This window comes from Micromonospora sp. NPDC020750 (assembly GCF_044334565.1).
Taxonomy (GTDB): domain Bacteria; phylum Actinomycetota; class Actinomycetes; order Mycobacteriales; family Micromonosporaceae; genus Micromonospora.
Window position 1 is genome coordinate 245,122 of record NZ_JBIRTH010000010.1, and the last position, 13,993, is coordinate 259,114.

General features: G+C 69.0%; 13 protein-coding genes, 2 tRNA genes and 1 pseudogene. 9 read left to right on the plus strand and 7 right to left on the minus strand.

Annotated elements, in window-relative coordinates; genetic code table 11:
* The first annotated feature begins 21 nt into the window (after positions 1–21).
* From ACH4T9_RS27720 to ACH4T9_RS27730, 3 genes are all read left to right on the plus strand, one after another.
* Positions 22–579 (plus strand): hypothetical protein, encoded by a 558-nt coding sequence (locus ACH4T9_RS27720; RefSeq protein ID WP_396672004.1) that lies wholly within the window; start codon positions 22–24, stop codon positions 577–579.
* Between the two features lie 492 nt (positions 580–1,071).
* Positions 1,072–1,162, plus strand: a tRNA-Ser gene (locus ACH4T9_RS27725).
* Positions 1,163–1,197: 35 nt separating this feature from the next.
* Positions 1,198–1,270, plus strand: a tRNA-Arg gene (locus ACH4T9_RS27730).
* A 96-nt stretch (positions 1,271–1,366) separates the two neighbouring features.
* On the opposite strand, the gene ACH4T9_RS27735 is transcribed toward ACH4T9_RS27730, so the two are convergent.
* Both ACH4T9_RS27735 and ACH4T9_RS27740 read right to left on the minus strand, forming a co-directional pair.
* Complete coding sequence (locus tag ACH4T9_RS27735) at positions 1,367–1,477, minus strand: VOC family protein (RefSeq protein WP_396672005.1); 111 nt, start codon at positions 1,475–1,477, stop codon at positions 1,367–1,369.
* Positions 1,478–1,674: 197 nt separating this feature from the next.
* Positions 1,675–4,020: a chitinase C-terminal domain-containing protein gene (locus ACH4T9_RS27740; RefSeq protein ID WP_396672006.1), complete on the minus strand. Its 2,346-nt coding sequence runs from the start codon at positions 4,018–4,020 to the stop codon at positions 1,675–1,677.
* A 147-nt stretch (positions 4,021–4,167) separates the two neighbouring features.
* Here ACH4T9_RS27740 and ACH4T9_RS27745 point away from each other — a divergent pair.
* Together ACH4T9_RS27745 and ACH4T9_RS27750 are read left to right on the plus strand one after the other, a co-directional pair.
* Positions 4,168–4,741: pseudogene (locus ACH4T9_RS27745) on the plus strand (IS6 family transposase).
* Between the two features lie 59 nt (positions 4,742–4,800).
* Positions 4,801–5,076 carry a creatininase family protein gene (locus ACH4T9_RS27750; protein WP_396672007.1) on the plus strand — a complete coding sequence of 92 codons (276 nt, stop codon included), beginning with the start codon at positions 4,801–4,803 and terminating at the stop codon, positions 5,074–5,076.
* On the opposite strand, the gene ACH4T9_RS27755 is transcribed toward ACH4T9_RS27750, so the two are convergent.
* On the minus strand, positions 5,014–5,679 hold the full coding sequence (locus ACH4T9_RS27755; RefSeq protein ID WP_396672008.1) for a 2'-5' RNA ligase family protein: 666 nt from the start codon (positions 5,677–5,679) through the stop codon (positions 5,014–5,016). The two genes, ACH4T9_RS27750 and ACH4T9_RS27755, sit on opposite strands and share 63 nt — an antisense overlap.
* Entirely contained in the window at positions 5,676–6,980 is a 1,305-nt protein-coding gene (locus ACH4T9_RS27760; RefSeq protein ID WP_396672009.1) for a helix-turn-helix domain-containing protein, read from the minus strand. Before ACH4T9_RS27760 ends, ACH4T9_RS27755 begins: the two co-directional genes overlap by 4 nt.
* A gap of 256 nt (positions 6,981–7,236) precedes the next feature.
* Between ACH4T9_RS27760 and ACH4T9_RS27765 the strand changes: the two genes are divergently transcribed.
* The 4 genes from ACH4T9_RS27765 (at position 7,237) to ACH4T9_RS27780 (ending at position 11,166) form a co-directional block, all read left to right on the plus strand.
* Complete coding sequence (locus ACH4T9_RS27765; protein WP_396672010.1) at positions 7,237–7,719, plus strand: NUDIX domain-containing protein; 483 nt, start codon at positions 7,237–7,239, stop codon at positions 7,717–7,719.
* 152 nt (positions 7,720–7,871) lie between these two features.
* The gene (locus ACH4T9_RS27770; protein WP_396672011.1) at positions 7,872–9,842 is read left to right on the plus strand and encodes an ABC transporter ATP-binding protein; all 1,971 of its coding nucleotides are present in this window, start codon (positions 7,872–7,874) and stop codon (positions 9,840–9,842) included.
* A gap of 11 nt (positions 9,843–9,853) precedes the next feature.
* The gene (locus ACH4T9_RS27775) at positions 9,854–10,474 is read left to right on the plus strand and encodes an AAA family ATPase (RefSeq protein ID WP_396672012.1); all 621 of its coding nucleotides are present in this window, start codon (positions 9,854–9,856) and stop codon (positions 10,472–10,474) included.
* 290 nt (positions 10,475–10,764) lie between these two features.
* Positions 10,765–11,166, plus strand: a complete 402-nt coding sequence (locus ACH4T9_RS27780) for a hypothetical protein (protein ID WP_396672013.1) — start codon at positions 10,765–10,767, stop codon at positions 11,164–11,166.
* Positions 11,167–11,822: 656 nt separating this feature from the next.
* Here ACH4T9_RS27780 and ACH4T9_RS27785 read toward each other — a convergent pair.
* The 3 genes from ACH4T9_RS27785 to ACH4T9_RS27795 all read right to left on the minus strand — a co-directional run bounded on the left by ACH4T9_RS27785 (position 11,823) and on the right by ACH4T9_RS27795 (position 13,854).
* The gene (locus tag ACH4T9_RS27785) at positions 11,823–12,242 is read right to left on the minus strand and encodes an ankyrin repeat domain-containing protein (RefSeq protein ID WP_396672014.1); all 420 of its coding nucleotides are present in this window, start codon (positions 12,240–12,242) and stop codon (positions 11,823–11,825) included.
* A 539-nt stretch (positions 12,243–12,781) separates the two neighbouring features.
* Entirely contained in the window at positions 12,782–13,342 is a 561-nt protein-coding gene (locus tag ACH4T9_RS27790; protein ID WP_396672015.1) for a TetR family transcriptional regulator, read from the minus strand.
* The gene (locus ACH4T9_RS27795) at positions 13,342–13,854 is read right to left on the minus strand and encodes an FBP domain-containing protein (RefSeq protein ID WP_396672016.1); all 513 of its coding nucleotides are present in this window, start codon (positions 13,852–13,854) and stop codon (positions 13,342–13,344) included. Before ACH4T9_RS27795 ends, ACH4T9_RS27790 begins: the two co-directional genes overlap by 1 nt.
* Positions 13,855–13,993 lie beyond the last annotated feature (139 nt).

Consider the following 13,993-nt stretch of genomic DNA (forward strand, 5'->3'; position numbering starts at 1 on the left):
TCCACGGTGACTGTCTCGGGGGTGACCCTCGCTGGGGTGGCCGCCTCCGGGGTCGCAGTCTTCGGGGTGGCTGGCTCCGCTGGGGTGGCCGCCTCCGGGGTCGCAGTCTTCGGGGTGGCTGGCTCCGCTGGGGTGGTGGCCTTCCTCCGGGGGACGGCGGCTTTCTTCGGCTGGGCGACGCCGGTGGTCTCCTTCGGGGCGGAGGTCTCCCTCAGGGCGGCGGTCCGTCCGAGGGTGGTGGTTTCCTCGGGCTCGGTGGCCTTCCCGGGCTCGGACCTCTTCCTGGGCGCGGTGGTCGTCTTCCTTGTCGTGGCGGTCCTCTTCGGCATGGCGGTCCTGCCGGCCGTGGTCGGGGTGGCGTCCTCCTCGGCCGGGGCCCCACTGGCGGCCTCCTTGGCCGCAGTTGCCTTCCGAACGGGGGTCTTCCGAGCTGGGGTTCTCCGAGTGGCCCGTGCCCCGGGGGCCGAGCCGACGGCGGTGACGTCCGTCTCAGTAGCCTCGGAACGGGCGTTGCGCGGGGCGACCGGTTCCGACTCGGCCGCCGAGGGGGATGCGGCGTCGGTGCCGCTGTGTTCCTGATCGTCTTGGCTGGCCGTGCCCGTCGGCGGCTGAGGCGGTTCGGCCGCTTCGGTGGCCGGGACCGGCCGGCCCGCGGCGGATCTGGGGGCCGGTAGCGGAGCCGGTCGGTGGGGATCTGGCGGTTGGAAGAGCACGGTGGGGGCCGCCGCCCGGGCCCGGCGTGGCTGTGGCCTCGTCAGGTCCGGAGGCGGGGCGTCGGCGGGGGCCGCAGCGGGATCGGGAGGGGGGACGGGCGGCGTGAAGGCCGCGCGCGGAGGACGGCGTCGGCGCGTGCCCTCACCAGGCTCGCGGCGGGGCGGGTCGCTTGGCGGCTGCTCCTCCATGTCGATGAATCGTAGCCCTGATCCGGTGTCGCACACCGGCGAATCGCCTGGGTGGGAAGCGGCGACCACGCGGTCCTCCTCAGGTGCCTTCGCCCCGGCTCCGGTAGTCGCTTTGCTCCGGACGGGTGCGGGCCTGTATTCTCGGGCGCGGTGGTCTGCGGGTCACCGAGGAGACTTCGCCTAGTCTGGTCTATGGCGCCGCACTGCTAATGCGGTTGGGGTCTTAAAGCCCCTCCCGGGTTCGAATCCCGGAGTCTCCGCGCGAAAGCCGGTGTGTAGACTGGTCGAGCAGCAAGCGCCCGTAGCTCAACGGATAGAGCATCTGACTACGGATCAGAAGGTTAGGGGTTCGAGTCCCTTCGGGCGCACAGACAGCCCCCTGCCAGCCTTTTAAGGCGGTAGGGGGCTTCTTTCTGTCTAGCCATTCCTGTGAATACCTCCTTACTCTCCGTGCATGACCAGGATCAACACGCTCCAGTGCCGGCGTGGGCGACCACCTCCCGGCCGAGCATGCCGGCCCAGAACCGCGCGAGGCGAGCCGGGTCGTCCGCATCGAGGTGACCGCCAGCAGTCACGAGATCATCGCCTCACCGTAGACACGGCGCAGTGGGGCGACAAGGCGATCTGCCGGGCCAGGACGCGTCACGTGGGTGGCGCAGCGCGGCTGTGCCTGACCAGCGCGACCGGCAGGAGTGAGTGAAAGGCGGGTGCCCCAGGGAGGCACCCGCCTTCGCATCAGCCCTGACCCTGCTGGATCAGGAGCGTTTCTCGGTCAGCAGGGGCCCTGCGAGTCCCAGGGGCCCCACTGCCCGCTGTTGGCCGGGTTGTCGCCCTGCGTCCACCACTTGGCCCGGTAACGGTGTCCCTGGTGCGAGACCTGCTGGCCGCCGGTGTAGACGGTCGTCGGGTTCCACGCAGGGGCGGAGCAGGTGCCGGAGGTGGGGGACGTCGATACCGTGGGCGACGCGGATGCCGTGGGCGACGGAGTGACCGCGCCGCGGGCGTGGTCGGCCGTCAGGGCGTAGGTCTGGCCGCCGAAGCTGAGCGTGAAGTTCGATGGGCCGGCGATCGGCAGGCTGTAGTTGAGGGTGACCTCGGCGAACGAGCCTGGTGCGATGGCCGACGGCACGTTGAGCCGTACCCGGTGGAAGTCGCCCTTCAGTCCGCCGACGTTGCTGCCGGTGTGGCCGGTGGACACCACGGACAGCGCCCACCCGGACTGCTGTCCGAGTGTGCCGGGTGCGGAGGTGGGGTAGTCGAACTCGAGCTGGGCACCGGCGGGGATGGTGGCACCCGAGTTGTTGGTCAGGCGCAGTTCGGGGTTGATCGGGTAGTTGTTGTCGCCGAGCGCGAAGCCGCTCATTGTCGCCGTGACGTTCAGCGTCTGGGTCGGCATGGCGATCTTCGCCTTCCGCTCCCCGTACGGGCTGGCGGTCTGGAACTTGTCGTAGACCAGGTTGGTCATGGTGTTACCCATGTAGTATTCGCCGCGCTGAGCGTTCCACGCGTAGTCGCCGGCCAGCTCCCAGATCATGATGCCGCCGAGGCCCTTGGCCACGACGTAGTCCGCCTTCGAGGCGATCGACTGTTCGTCCTCCGTGGACAGGTAGACCTGCTTCTGGGAGTTCCACAGCCACGGCGCGACCAGGCTCGACGAGTAGTGGCGGGTGTAGCTCCCGGTCAGCACGTCGGTCGGGTCGGTCTGCGGGGTCAGCCCGTACGCCTCCAGGTAGCTGCCGCTGCGCCCGTCCTGGAGGTTCTTCGCGTGCCACATCGGGTTGGCTCCGCCCGCCACCTCGGCACCGTTCTCCAGGTCGTGCCAGACGTTGTCGATGCCGATCGCGCCGTTGCCGCACGGGGTGGTCGATCCGACCGACCCTCCTGTTCCGGCGGGACACTTGGTCTGGTCGGGCAGCGCGGCCCGGCCCCACAGTCCGTTGGTGCCGCCGGTCACGCCCCGCCAGCCGCGCGTGTAGTACGGCACGCCGATGTTGATCCGGCCGGACTGCATCGCGCCCCGGAAGTAGTGGTACGCCCAGTCGGTGTTGAGGTATCCGATGTTCTGGTACGCCCCGTACACGCCGCCGGCGGCGAGTTCGGCGTCCTGCCCGTCGTCGTAGAGGGCGGCGTTCGGGCCGACGAAGTGGTTCCAGGCCCCGTGCAGGTCGTAGCTCATGATGTTGACGTAGTCCAGGTACTGCAACGTCTGGTACGACTCCATGCCGCGCAGCAGCCAGCCGGAGGCGGGCGCGGCGACGGTGAGCATGTAGTACTTGCCGTCGGCCGCTGCGGCGGCGTCGAGCTTCTCCCGCAGGGTCCGCATGAGCACCTGGTAGGAGGCGTTCAGGCCGGCCCGTTTGGCGTCGGCCTGGGCGAAGTCCAGCGGGTGGCCGGCCTTGTTGTTCGACGTCGGGTACTCGTAGTCGATGTCCACGCCGTCGAGGCCGTACGTGCGCAGGAAGGTGACCACCGAGTCGGCGAACGTGTTGATACCGGCGGTGTTGACGGTGTTGCTGCCGGTCGTGGTCATCCGGTAGAAGCCCCCGGAGTCGATCCGGGCGCCGTTGGCGTCGATGTAGCCGCCGGTCTCGGCCCAGCCGCCCACGCTGACCAGCGTCTTCACCTGCGGGTGCTGCTTCTTGAACTTGTTGAGCAGGTTGAAGTGGCCGGTGTAGGAGTACTCCGGATCCATCTCCGCGCCAGACACACCGGGCCAGGTCATGTTGGTGGCCGGGTTGTTGGGCGCGGTGGGCGAACCGATGGAGATCTTGTTCGCCGGGTCAACGTGGGCGAACGCGTAGTTGATGTGAGTGATCTTGTCCCACGGGATCTGGTTCGCCAGGTACGCCGGTGCGCCGTTCTTGCCCGTGCGCCAGCTGGTGAAGTAGCCGATGATCCGTCGCTTGTGGTCGGCGTCCATGACCTCGCGGCCATCGGTGTCGTAGACGTCGCAGTAGGGCGTGGTGACGCCGGGCGTCTGGTAGAGCCCGTCCGGTCGGCACTGCGCGTGGTCCACCGCGGCGGAACTCGCCTGACCTGCCAGTGCCACGACCGCCGGCACCATCAGCAGGCTGGCGGCGGCCGTGGCGATGAGATGCGGTAGTCGCCTCCGTCGCATGGGATGCCCCTCCAACATTCAGTAAAGAAAGTTAACAATAATGCAGCCGAATATATGCCGACATCGATGCCGGCACAAGGGGTGGGTCTGCTGCGTTGGGCGAAAGCATGATCGACTCCGGCTTACCTGGTGTGGTCTGCTTGGCCGGTGTGGTCGTCGTCCCGTGTCCGGTCCTGGTCCCCGCCGTCGTCGGCGTTCGTCGGGTTCCGGTTCCCGCCTGAGGTGATCGTGCTGGCGGTCCGCTGGTACCTGGCGGTTCAACCTCTCGTACCGGGATGTGGAGGAACTGCTGGTCGAGCGCGGTGTCGGGGTGGATCACGTCACGTCTACCGGTGGGTGCAGCGGTTCACCCCGCTGCTGGCCGACGCCGCCCCGGTTCGCTCGTCACTCACCTGGTGACCGCTGGTTCGTTGACGAGACCTACGTCAAGGTCAACGGGATCTGGCGGTACATCTACCGAGCCGTGGACCAGCATGGCCAAGCCATCGACGTGCGCGTCTCGACGCGTCGAGACACCGCCGCAGCCCGGCGGTTCTTTCACCGGGCGCTGACCACGCTGAAGGTCACGCCCACGAACTCCTGCGGTCGGATCGAGTGGACCACCGATCGAGACAACGCGAAGGCGCAGCGCTTCTACGAGAAGATCGGTGTCGCGCAGAACGGCAACAAGCTCTTCTACCGGCTTGAGGGCCAGTTCTTTTCGGCGACAGATGCCGGGTAACGGTGCGTTGCTGACCATGATGGTTGCGGGGACGCGGGGAGATCGCGGAATTTATGACCATGGCGACGACCACGGATGAAGCCAACCGAGGCGCGGAGGTCGCCGTGCTACCGGTGGGCAGTATCGAGCAACACGGCGATCACCTACCCCTGTTGACGGACACGATCGTCGCCTGCGCCATCGCGCAGGTGGTAGCACCGAGTACGACCTGGTGCTTCTGTTGCCGGCGACCATCACTCGTCTTACCGGCATCACGTCCTGGCCGGCGTGCTTCATCCGCTCAAGGGCACGGCTGCCACGGTCGACCATCGGTACGTGTGGTGTTCCCGGTATAGCGCGATCAGTGACACCTCGCTGATCGTCGCCGTCACCGGGGGCAGACGCCGCAGCTCGGCCAGCCGGGCGCGGATTGGGGCGGTGGGTGCGGTTGCGCCGCTATACGCGATCGTGACATGGGGCCGGAACCCGTCGGCCGGTTCGGGGACCGTGGGCCATACCGCGGCGATGGCGGCCCGGATGGTGGCGCGGACCCGTTCGACAGGTTCCCAGGGTTGGACGAGCAGTCCGATGCCTTCGGCGTCGGGGTCGACGGGGCCGAGGGACAGTTCCAGCGGCGGCAGGCCGGCGCACCGTTGGCGGGCTTCGGCGACGATCGCGTCGATGTCGCTGTCGGATACCTCGTCGGTGAAGCCGATGCCCTGCGTGGTCAGGTGCAGGCCGTCGACTGGTACCAGGTCCAACCCAGGCAGTCTGAGCTGCTGTTGAAGGTCGGTGACGTGGTGGTGGAGTGCCGGTTGGTCCTGGAAGGTGAGGTGCCAGGTGTAGAAGCGGCGGCCGGCGTGCCAGCCGGGACGCCAGTACCAGTGTTCGGTGAGGGTAAGCAGGTCCTGGTAGACGGTCCACCGTTGCCGCAGGCTGGTCAGTTCCCGGCTGATCATGTCGGCGATCGTAGGCCCGAGGGCGGCGCCGTGCCCGGGTGTGTGCGTTCGGCGAGGAGGTCCGCGACGTCCTGTATCCGCGGATGGTGGCGCAGGGGGTGCGCGGCGGCGAGGAACTGGTGGGTGCGCTGGTGGACGGATTCGAAGCGGTGCTCGGCGGTGAGGGTGAGCGCCTGCAGCGCCAGCTCGGCTGCCTGGTCGGGGTCTCCGGCGTGCAGGTGGGCGGTGGCCAGGTCGAGGCGGCTGAGCGCTTGGGGGCCGCGTAGCTGGGCGGTGTCGAAGGCGGCGATGGCGGTGGTGAGGTGGCTGGCGACGTCGGTGGTGTGGCCGAGGGCCAGGTAGGCGGTCGCCGCGTTGGCCGCGGCCCAGGTGGGGCAGTAGGGGCCGAGGGTGAGGCTGGTGCTGACCTGCCCGTCCGGCGGGTGCTGGGTGAGAAGGTGAAACGCGTGGTCGACGGCGCGGTCGACGCCGTGCCGGTCGCCGAGGTGGGCGAGTGCGCACGCCTGGCCGTTGACCGCGAGGCGGATCCGGTGTGGGCCGGTGCCGGCGTGGCGTAGGCCGTCTTCGGCGTAGGCGAGGGCGTCGCGGTGGTTGCCGGTGTAGAAGGCGATCAGGCTTTGGGTGGCGCGGGCCCAGGCCTGTGTGTCGGGTTGTTGGGCGGCGTGGGCGAGGTCGAAGGCTTCGGCGGCGTAGGCGTGCGCGACGCGGAAGGCGCGTAGGTCCAGGGCGAGGGCGGCGAGGAGCCCTGACAGGTGCGCGGTGGCGGTATACAGCCGGGCGCGTTGTGGCGGGTGCTGCCGGGCCGTCATCAGCTGGTCGACGCAGGCCCGCAGTGGACGCAGCCGGGCCACGAGGGTCGCCGGTGGGCAGCGTTCGTTGTCGGCGATCGCCTGCCGGACTTCGTGTTCCAGGTGCGCCAGCCGCGCGTCGTCATCGATGGCGGCGCTCAGGGCCGACCGGCGGGTGGTGATGGTGTCCTCGTGCTCCCACCACACCGCCGCGCTGGTGAGGCTGGTGCTGCGGGGTGGGGCCGCCGGGAGGTGGCGGCGGTGGTGGTTCAGGTCGGCGATGCGGTCGTACTCGGCGGTCAGCACGCCGCCGGTGCGTAGCACCTGGTCGCAGCGGGTCCAGAACGGCCGTTCGGGGTGCTGCCGCCCGGTCTCGGTGTTCGCCACCGAGCTGCGCCCGTACTGCACCAGCCGGGCGAGACTGTGCTGGGTGTGGCCGGCGTCCTTACGCAGGTGGGCGAGATGACGGCCGAGCGCACGGCGGGTGGCGGTGATCTCGTCGTGGTCGGCCATCGCTGCCACCCCCGGTCGCCGCGGTCACGATGAGCGAACACCATAGCCGCCGCCGGTGACATCTCTGGGCCGCCGGAGACCGCTCCGTCCGACCGCCGACCGAGGATCGCCCGGGGTCACGGGGCCGTTGTCGGCAGGTCAGGGCGGCGGCGCTGTCGAAGTCGGCGTGGTGTCGGAGTTGGTGTCGGCATCTGCCGACAATGTCGGCGCACGGCGTTGCGGGCGTGTCGCCCCTGCCGCGTCCTACCGTCTCCGCATGCCTTCCGGACACCGCGATTTCACCGTTGATCTGCCTCGTAAGCGGATCGCCGCCGGGCTGCTGATCACCGACGCGGACGAGCGGGTTCTGTTGGTCGAACCCGTCTACAAGGCGGAGTGGGAGATCCCCGGCGGATGCGTCGAGGCCGACGAGTCGCCACACCAGGCCGCGATCCGGGAGTGCCGGGAGGAACTCGGTCTGGACCTGTCGCCGGGCCGGTTGCTCGTCGTGGACTGGGTGCCGGCCCAGGACGGACGCACCGAGGGCATCATGGTCATCTACGACGGCGGCACCCTCGACGCCACCACGACGGAACGAATCGTGGTGCCGCCGGGCGAGTTGAAGGGTTGGGCGTGGTCCGACCCGCCACAGACCGCCCGGCGGTTACGGCCGCTGCTGGCCCGCCGGGTCACCGAGGCGCTGCACGCCCGCGCTGACCGGTGCTGCCACTACCTCGAAAACGGCGTCCGGGTCACCTGACCGCAGGCCACCCGGGCTCTTCCTGACGGGGCACAGCCCTCGGTGGCGCCAGCCGAGATCACCGACGGGGCACCTGCGAGTCCTGCCGTCCTCCATCGAGACACCACCGCCCAGCGCAGTTAAGCCTGCTCACCTTCGGGAGAGGTACCGCCATGCCCAAAGCCGACCACCCTGACCCCACGCCTGCCCGTCCCGGGACGACACCGCGGGATTCGGTGTTGCCGGAGTTGCGGGAGGTGTGGTGGGAGACCGGGGTGCGGGCACGGGCGCAGGCCGGCCTGTTCGCCGTCTTCTCCGAACTGCCCCGGCTGGTCTGGGCCGCGCTCGTGGTGAGCTGGCGCGCCGACCGGGTACGGACGTCGGTGGTGGCGGCCACGACGGTCGGCGCGGGGGTGATGGCGGCGTTCGGGCTTCTCGCGGCGCAGCGGGTGCTGGTGGAGCTGTTCGCCGGCGGACCGACCGCCGACAAGGTGACCGCCGCGCTGCCCGCCCTGGCAGCGCTCGCGGCGGTGACCGCGTTGCGCGCCGGCATGGCCACCGCCATGGGGTACGCGCAGAACGGCCTGACCCCGAAGGTGGACCGGGAGGTCGAACGCGGCCTGTTCGAGGTGACCACGGCGGTGCGGCTGGAGGCGTTCGACGCCGACGCATTTGCCGACGACATGGAACGCGCCTCCCGCGGCGCGAACTCCACCACCGGCCTGGTGCAGGCATCGATGAACCTGCTCGCCGGCCTCGCCGGTGTTCTCGCCGTCGCGGTCGCCGTGGTGGTGGTCCACCCGCTGCTGTTGCTCGCCCTGCTCGTGGCGACGGTGCCGAACGGGTGGGCGTCGTTGCGCGCCGGGCATCTGAGCTACCAGACGTACGCCGCCGGGTCGGTACGCCGCCGGCGGTTGTGGCTGCTGCACCGGCTGATGGCCGAACGTGACTCTGCCCCCGAGCTGCGCTCCTACGGGCTGCGCGGTTTCCTGCTCGATCAGTACGACAGGGTCATGGCCGTCGAGACCGGCATCCAACTCGCCCTGGCGCGGCGGGTCACCACGACCACCACCGTCGGCGCCATGATCGGCGGCGTGGCGACCGCCGTGGTCTACGTCCTGCTCGGCCTGCTGCTCATCGACGGCCAGATCCCCCTCGCCGCCGCCGCGACCTGCGTCATCGCCGTCCAGGCCGCGCAACGCTCCCTGTCCGTGGTCACCTTCCAGATCGACCGGGTCTACACCGAGGGGCAGCACTTCCGCGACTACACCGGCTTCATGACCCGCGCCGCCGATTACCTGCCACCGCACACCGGCCCGGCCGCCCAGACGCCAGCGACAGGCCGGCTGGAGGAGATCGCGGTCGACGCGGTGAGCCTCCGCTACCCCGACCGCGACACCGCCGCCGTTGACCAGGTCACCCTGACCATCGAGGCGGGGCAGACGGTGGCGTTCGTCGGGGAGAACGGCTCCGGCAAGTCCACCCTCGCCACCATGATCGCCACCCTACGCATGCCCACCGGAGGCAGCGTCCGCTACAACGGCCGACCAGTCGACGAGTGGGGCATCGACGCGCTGCGGGCCCGGATCGGGGTCGTGACGCAGGAATACCACAAGTGGCCCTTCACCGCCGCCACCAACATCGCCATCGGCGACATCACCACCACCGCCGAGCAAACCCGCATCGAGGCCGCCGCCGACCGCGCCGTCGCCCACGACATGATCACCGAACTGCCACACGGGTACGAGACGCTGCTCGACCGCACCTTCGCCGGCGGCCAAGACCTCTCCGGCGGGCAGTGGCAACGCATCACCGCCGCCCGCGGGTTCCTACGCGACGCCGACCTGCTCATCATGGACGAACCGTCATCCGCCCTCGACCCCCGCGCCGAGGACGCCCTCTTCCAGGCCATCCGCGACCGGCAAGGACGTGGCATCACCATCCTGATCACCCACCGGCTGGCCAACGTCCGCCACGCCGACCGCATCTACGTCCTGCACCACGGCCACCTCGTCGAGGCCGGCACCCACGACCACCTCATGAGCGCCGACGGACGGTACGCCGAGCTGTTCACCCTCCAAGCTGCCGGCTACGACACCACCGCGTCAGCCGCGACGGTGCCCCGACAGACCGCAACCGCTTGACGGGGCACGTCATGACGACGTCGAACCGCACGAAGCTCGTGCCCCCAACGTTGGTGATCATTCGGGGAAACTCCGGCAGCGGGAAGACCACGGCCGCCCGCGAGGCCCGGCGCTGCTTCGGGCGCGGTGCGGCTCTGCTGGAGCAGGACTACCTGCGGAGAACCGTCCTCCGGGAACACGACAGTGCCAGCATCGACCCGGTTGCCCCGGCGTTCATCACCGCGACCGCCCGCACCGCACTCGACCTCGGCTACCACGTCATCCTCGAAGGCATCCTGCACACCGAACGCTACGCCACCGCGCTGCACCAGCTCATCAACAACCACCCCGGACCGGTCGCCGTCTTCTACCTGGACGTGTCCTTCGACGAGACCGTCCGGCGCCACCTCAGCCGGGCCGAACCCATCCCTGTAACCCCCGACGAGATGCGTCGCTGGTACACCCACCGCGACCTGCTCGACATCCCCGGAGAAACCGTCATCCCCGAGACCAGCACCCTCGCGCAGACCGTCACCACGATCCTGCACGCCAGCGACCTCACCGACGCCTCACCGCAAACGCCCTGCCCACGACGATGCCCGCACTGCGCCCGCAAAGCCGACCAGACGACCGCCGCGACGGAGGCTCCGTGACACCGCGTGTGGTTGCACCTCAGGCCCCGCCCCTGGTCCGCCCGAGACGCTCAAGGCGTACGCCGCTAACAACTCCTAACTAAATGATGTTGGGCGTAACTGGTTGGACGTGAGGGCCGTTCTGTCTGAACGTGAGGAGGGGTGAGCAGCCGCCGTGGATCGTCTCGGACGACTTGTGGGCCGAGATCGCTCCGCTGCTGCCTCGTCCACCACGGCGGCGCCGCTACCCTGGACGTAAGCAAATGATTGCAGGCTTGCCTACGCTTGTCGCTCTGGAACAGAGTCTCTCCGTGCTCGACGAGCTCCTCTCTATGCCCTTCGTAGCTGATGCTCGGGGTGGAGTGAAGCCCCACCATGTCGATGTACGGACAAGCCAGGACTTCTGGGATGATGAGACTCGTGATGAGCTTTTCGGTCCGGTATTCGCGGAGTTCGTGGCGGACCGTGCCCGGTTGGCGCAAGCGATCACCACGCGCTACGGGCAACCCCGGCGAAAGGACCTCAGACCATACTTCGACGGCGGTGTTCCGCCCGATGAGCCAGGCAGATCTCTGTTCGCGTACCTGACAGGCTGGTTCTTTGAGATCGACCTGTGGCAGATAGGCGACCGCGGAATCGTCGTCGAGGTCGGCCATTGGGACAAGGAACTTCCCCTGCAGTTGATGCTTGTCGTGGGTGATCTGAAAAGCTGACGTGCAGCGGAGCCATTGAGTGACCGCCGAGGGAGTGCACGCAACTGCTGCGGTCCGCGCGCGAGGGCTGGCGGCTTCAGTTTAGGTGGCGGGGGCCCGTAGGGTGGGAAGGTGGAGGAACCGTCGGCGTTCGGCGTGCAGTTGATGCGGTTGGCCGAGCTGCGTGGCATCGACGTCGGCGCGCTTACCTGTCGGGCATTCGTGGCTGGAACCGAGGTCACATCGGTACTCAACGGGGGCGAGCCTGCTCCATCACTGCTGCGCCGGTTCGCCGCGGCCCTGGACCTGCATCCAAGCGATCTGTTCGTTATCGCCGGTCGGCAGGTACCCGACGACCTCGCCCCACTGGACACGACCGCGGCCGGTGCCGTCGGCTCGCTGGCCTGGGATTTGACGTATCTGCCACGCGCCGCACCGGAGCTGCACCAGCTCATCCGGTCGATGCCGCAGCAGCCCCGTCCACAGGGATCGTCGCCACCGGCGCCGCCAGCTCGGCGGTACCCCAGCGGCGCCGGCAGCCTGGTGCTGCGCCTGCTGCACAACGGACCTGCCGCCGATGGTGCGCTGGTAGCGGGTTGCAACCCAGTAGCCAAAGCATCTGGGGCCAGGCGTTGCAGTCGTGTGGGCTCGCAGCGTCCTCGTCACTCACATGGTGCCTATGGTGGTGTCGCGCCTGCGGCTTTGAGTAGCGCTTCCGTCTTGGAGTGGCCGCTTCGGGCGGCCCATTCGAGGGGTGACAGTCCGCTGCCGTGGTCTTCGCGGAGGTTCGGATCTGCGCCCTGTGTGAGCAGATCGCGGACGGCGTCGTCGTGCCCCCACGCTGCGGCTCCCGTCAGGGGTGTCCCTTCCTCGCCGTGCCCGCTTTCGACATTCGGGTCCGCGCCGGCATTCAAGAGGATCCGCACCGCCGCACAGTCGTTCCGCACTGCGGCCAGGTATAGGGGTGTGGTGCCGTCATGGTCTGCTGCGTTCGGGTCTGCCCCCGCACGCAACAGCGTAAGTACGGCCGGAAGGTCGTCGCGCAACAGCGACGCCATCAGGCGGGCGGTGAGCTTCTTACGCTGTCGGACGTTCACCAGCATCAGAATAGGCGGTCCGGCTCGTCATGAGCATTCCAGCGCACGGCTCTCGGCATCCGCTCGTAGCCGCGATCCGCGATGACGGCCAGGCCGGACGGTAACCGACCGTAGCTCGTGAGGCGACTCCGCAATGCGACAGCCGACCAACACAAGAGAGAACCCACCTCTGGCACCGCCGATCTAGCGGTGGGCCTGACGCGGTTTGACGGACATCCGAGATCAGGAGCCTGGCGGGCTCCTGGTGGCCCCACCGTGGGTTCTCCCGGGCCAGTCGTAGCACCAGGTCCTGGATTTCGTGGCTGATCGGTGGCCGACCGGGTCTGTTCGGGTAGCACCAGCCGGCGGTGCCAGGCCAGCAACGTCGCCGGTGTGACGATCCGATGTGCCCGCGTAGCCGGCGGGGCAGCAGGCGGCCCAGGGCCGACAGGATCGCCCCGTCCGGCCAGGACAGCCGACCGGATAGCCGCACATGCGTTCCGCCGGAGTTCCGCCGGGAAGTCGTCGCGGTCGCCCGCAAGGAAGGGTGCGGGTCAGCGTCAGCCCGTCTCTGCTCGGATCGCCGACAGCATGACGTCACGGGCCGGCACGGGTGAGTCCTCGGTGATGCGGGTGAGCCCGGCGAGCCCGACCCCAAGCATGAGGATCCGCCAGGCGGCCGTTCGCGCCTGCGCGGCGTCGGAGTCCCCGGCCAAGACCGAGGCGAGGACGTCGGTCAGCCGTGTGAGCGTCTCGACGTAGCTCCTCGCGACAAGGGGACGCTGCTGCGCGTGTGCGTTCGCCTCGGCCCACCGCGCAAGCGCGTGCCCGTCCCCGTCGGTGCTGACGAGGTCGGCGAAGAAGAGCACGAGCGCGTCGTACGCATCGAGGCCGTCTACCTCGTGCTCGTACTCATCGATCTGCTGCGCGGCGTAGTGCCGCCAGGCCTCCCCGGCGAGCTCGTCGGTCGACGCGAAGTGGTGGTGGATCTGACCCTGCGACCCGCCAAGCTCGTCCGCCACGATTCTGGCCGTCACCGCGCTCAAGCCGTCGCGCTCGACCACGGCGGCCGCCGCCTCCACGATCGTGCGGCGCCGCTCGGCACGCGCCAGATATGCCATCATCCCCTCCCTCGTACGCTTCGCGGAGTGCTCGACACCGAGCGTAGGAACGAGACGGTACGCACCCGAAGCCCCTCCCTGCGCGCCTGAATGATTTCGTCGATCGGTGGGCCGAGCGGCCCGACGACGGGCGCGCTGTGCACCTTCGTAACGCAGTCGAGGTCGGTGCATACGAGGATGCCGAGCGTGCTCAGCCGCTGGCGCTTGTCCGCAGAGGGGCGCGGCGCGGCGAAGAGGGCGACCTCGTTGAAGCGGCGCATGAAGTGGCACAGCGAGCACATGACCGCTCGCCCGCCGAGCTCAGCCCGGCTCGGATTCTGGCGGAGCATGGCGCCCGACGCCGTGCCGTCGATGTCGGTGACCAGGTAGGCGCGCAATGGCGCTCGGGGATCTCGCCACCCGAGGTAGTCGAGCTTGTCCCAGGCGACCTCGTCGAACCAGGCCGGCAGACGCACCTTGCTCCCGACCGCGTCAAGGTTCGCGATCGCACCCCGCACCTCGTCCCGGCTCATGGCCCGCACGATGTCACCTCCTGGCCAATCCTGTACACGGTTACAAATTGTAAGTCGATACAAGTTCCTCGTCCAACGATTTCCGGTGCGACCCACCGTCGGAACTTCCCTTCACCGCCCGGTAGGAGCCAACCCCATC

Bases quoted from the DNA above. Each gene is read 5' to 3' on its own strand.
- ACH4T9_RS27740 (WP_396672006.1), bottom strand. From the start codon at position 4,020: ATGCGACGGAGGCGACTACCGCATCTCATCGCCACGGCCGCCGCCAGC.
- ACH4T9_RS27750 (WP_396672007.1), top strand. From the start codon at position 4,801: ATGGCGACGACCACGGATGAAGCCAACCGAGGCGCGGAGGTCGCCGTG.
- ACH4T9_RS27795 (WP_396672016.1), bottom strand. From the start codon at position 13,854: ATGAGCCGGGACGAGGTGCGGGGTGCGATCGCGAACCTTGACGCGGTC.
- ACH4T9_RS27770 (WP_396672011.1), top strand. From the start codon at position 7,872: ATGCCCAAAGCCGACCACCCTGACCCCACGCCTGCCCGTCCCGGGACG.
- ACH4T9_RS27790 (WP_396672015.1), bottom strand. From the start codon at position 13,342: ATGGCATATCTGGCGCGTGCCGAGCGGCGCCGCACGATCGTGGAGGCG.
- ACH4T9_RS27760 (WP_396672009.1), bottom strand. From the start codon at position 6,980: ATGGCCGACCACGACGAGATCACCGCCACCCGCCGTGCGCTCGGCCGT.
- ACH4T9_RS27775 (WP_396672012.1), top strand. From the start codon at position 9,854: ATGACGACGTCGAACCGCACGAAGCTCGTGCCCCCAACGTTGGTGATC.
- ACH4T9_RS27765 (WP_396672010.1), top strand. From the start codon at position 7,237: ATGCCTTCCGGACACCGCGATTTCACCGTTGATCTGCCTCGTAAGCGG.
- ACH4T9_RS27755 (WP_396672008.1), bottom strand. From the start codon at position 5,679: ATGATCAGCCGGGAACTGACCAGCCTGCGGCAACGGTGGACCGTCTAC.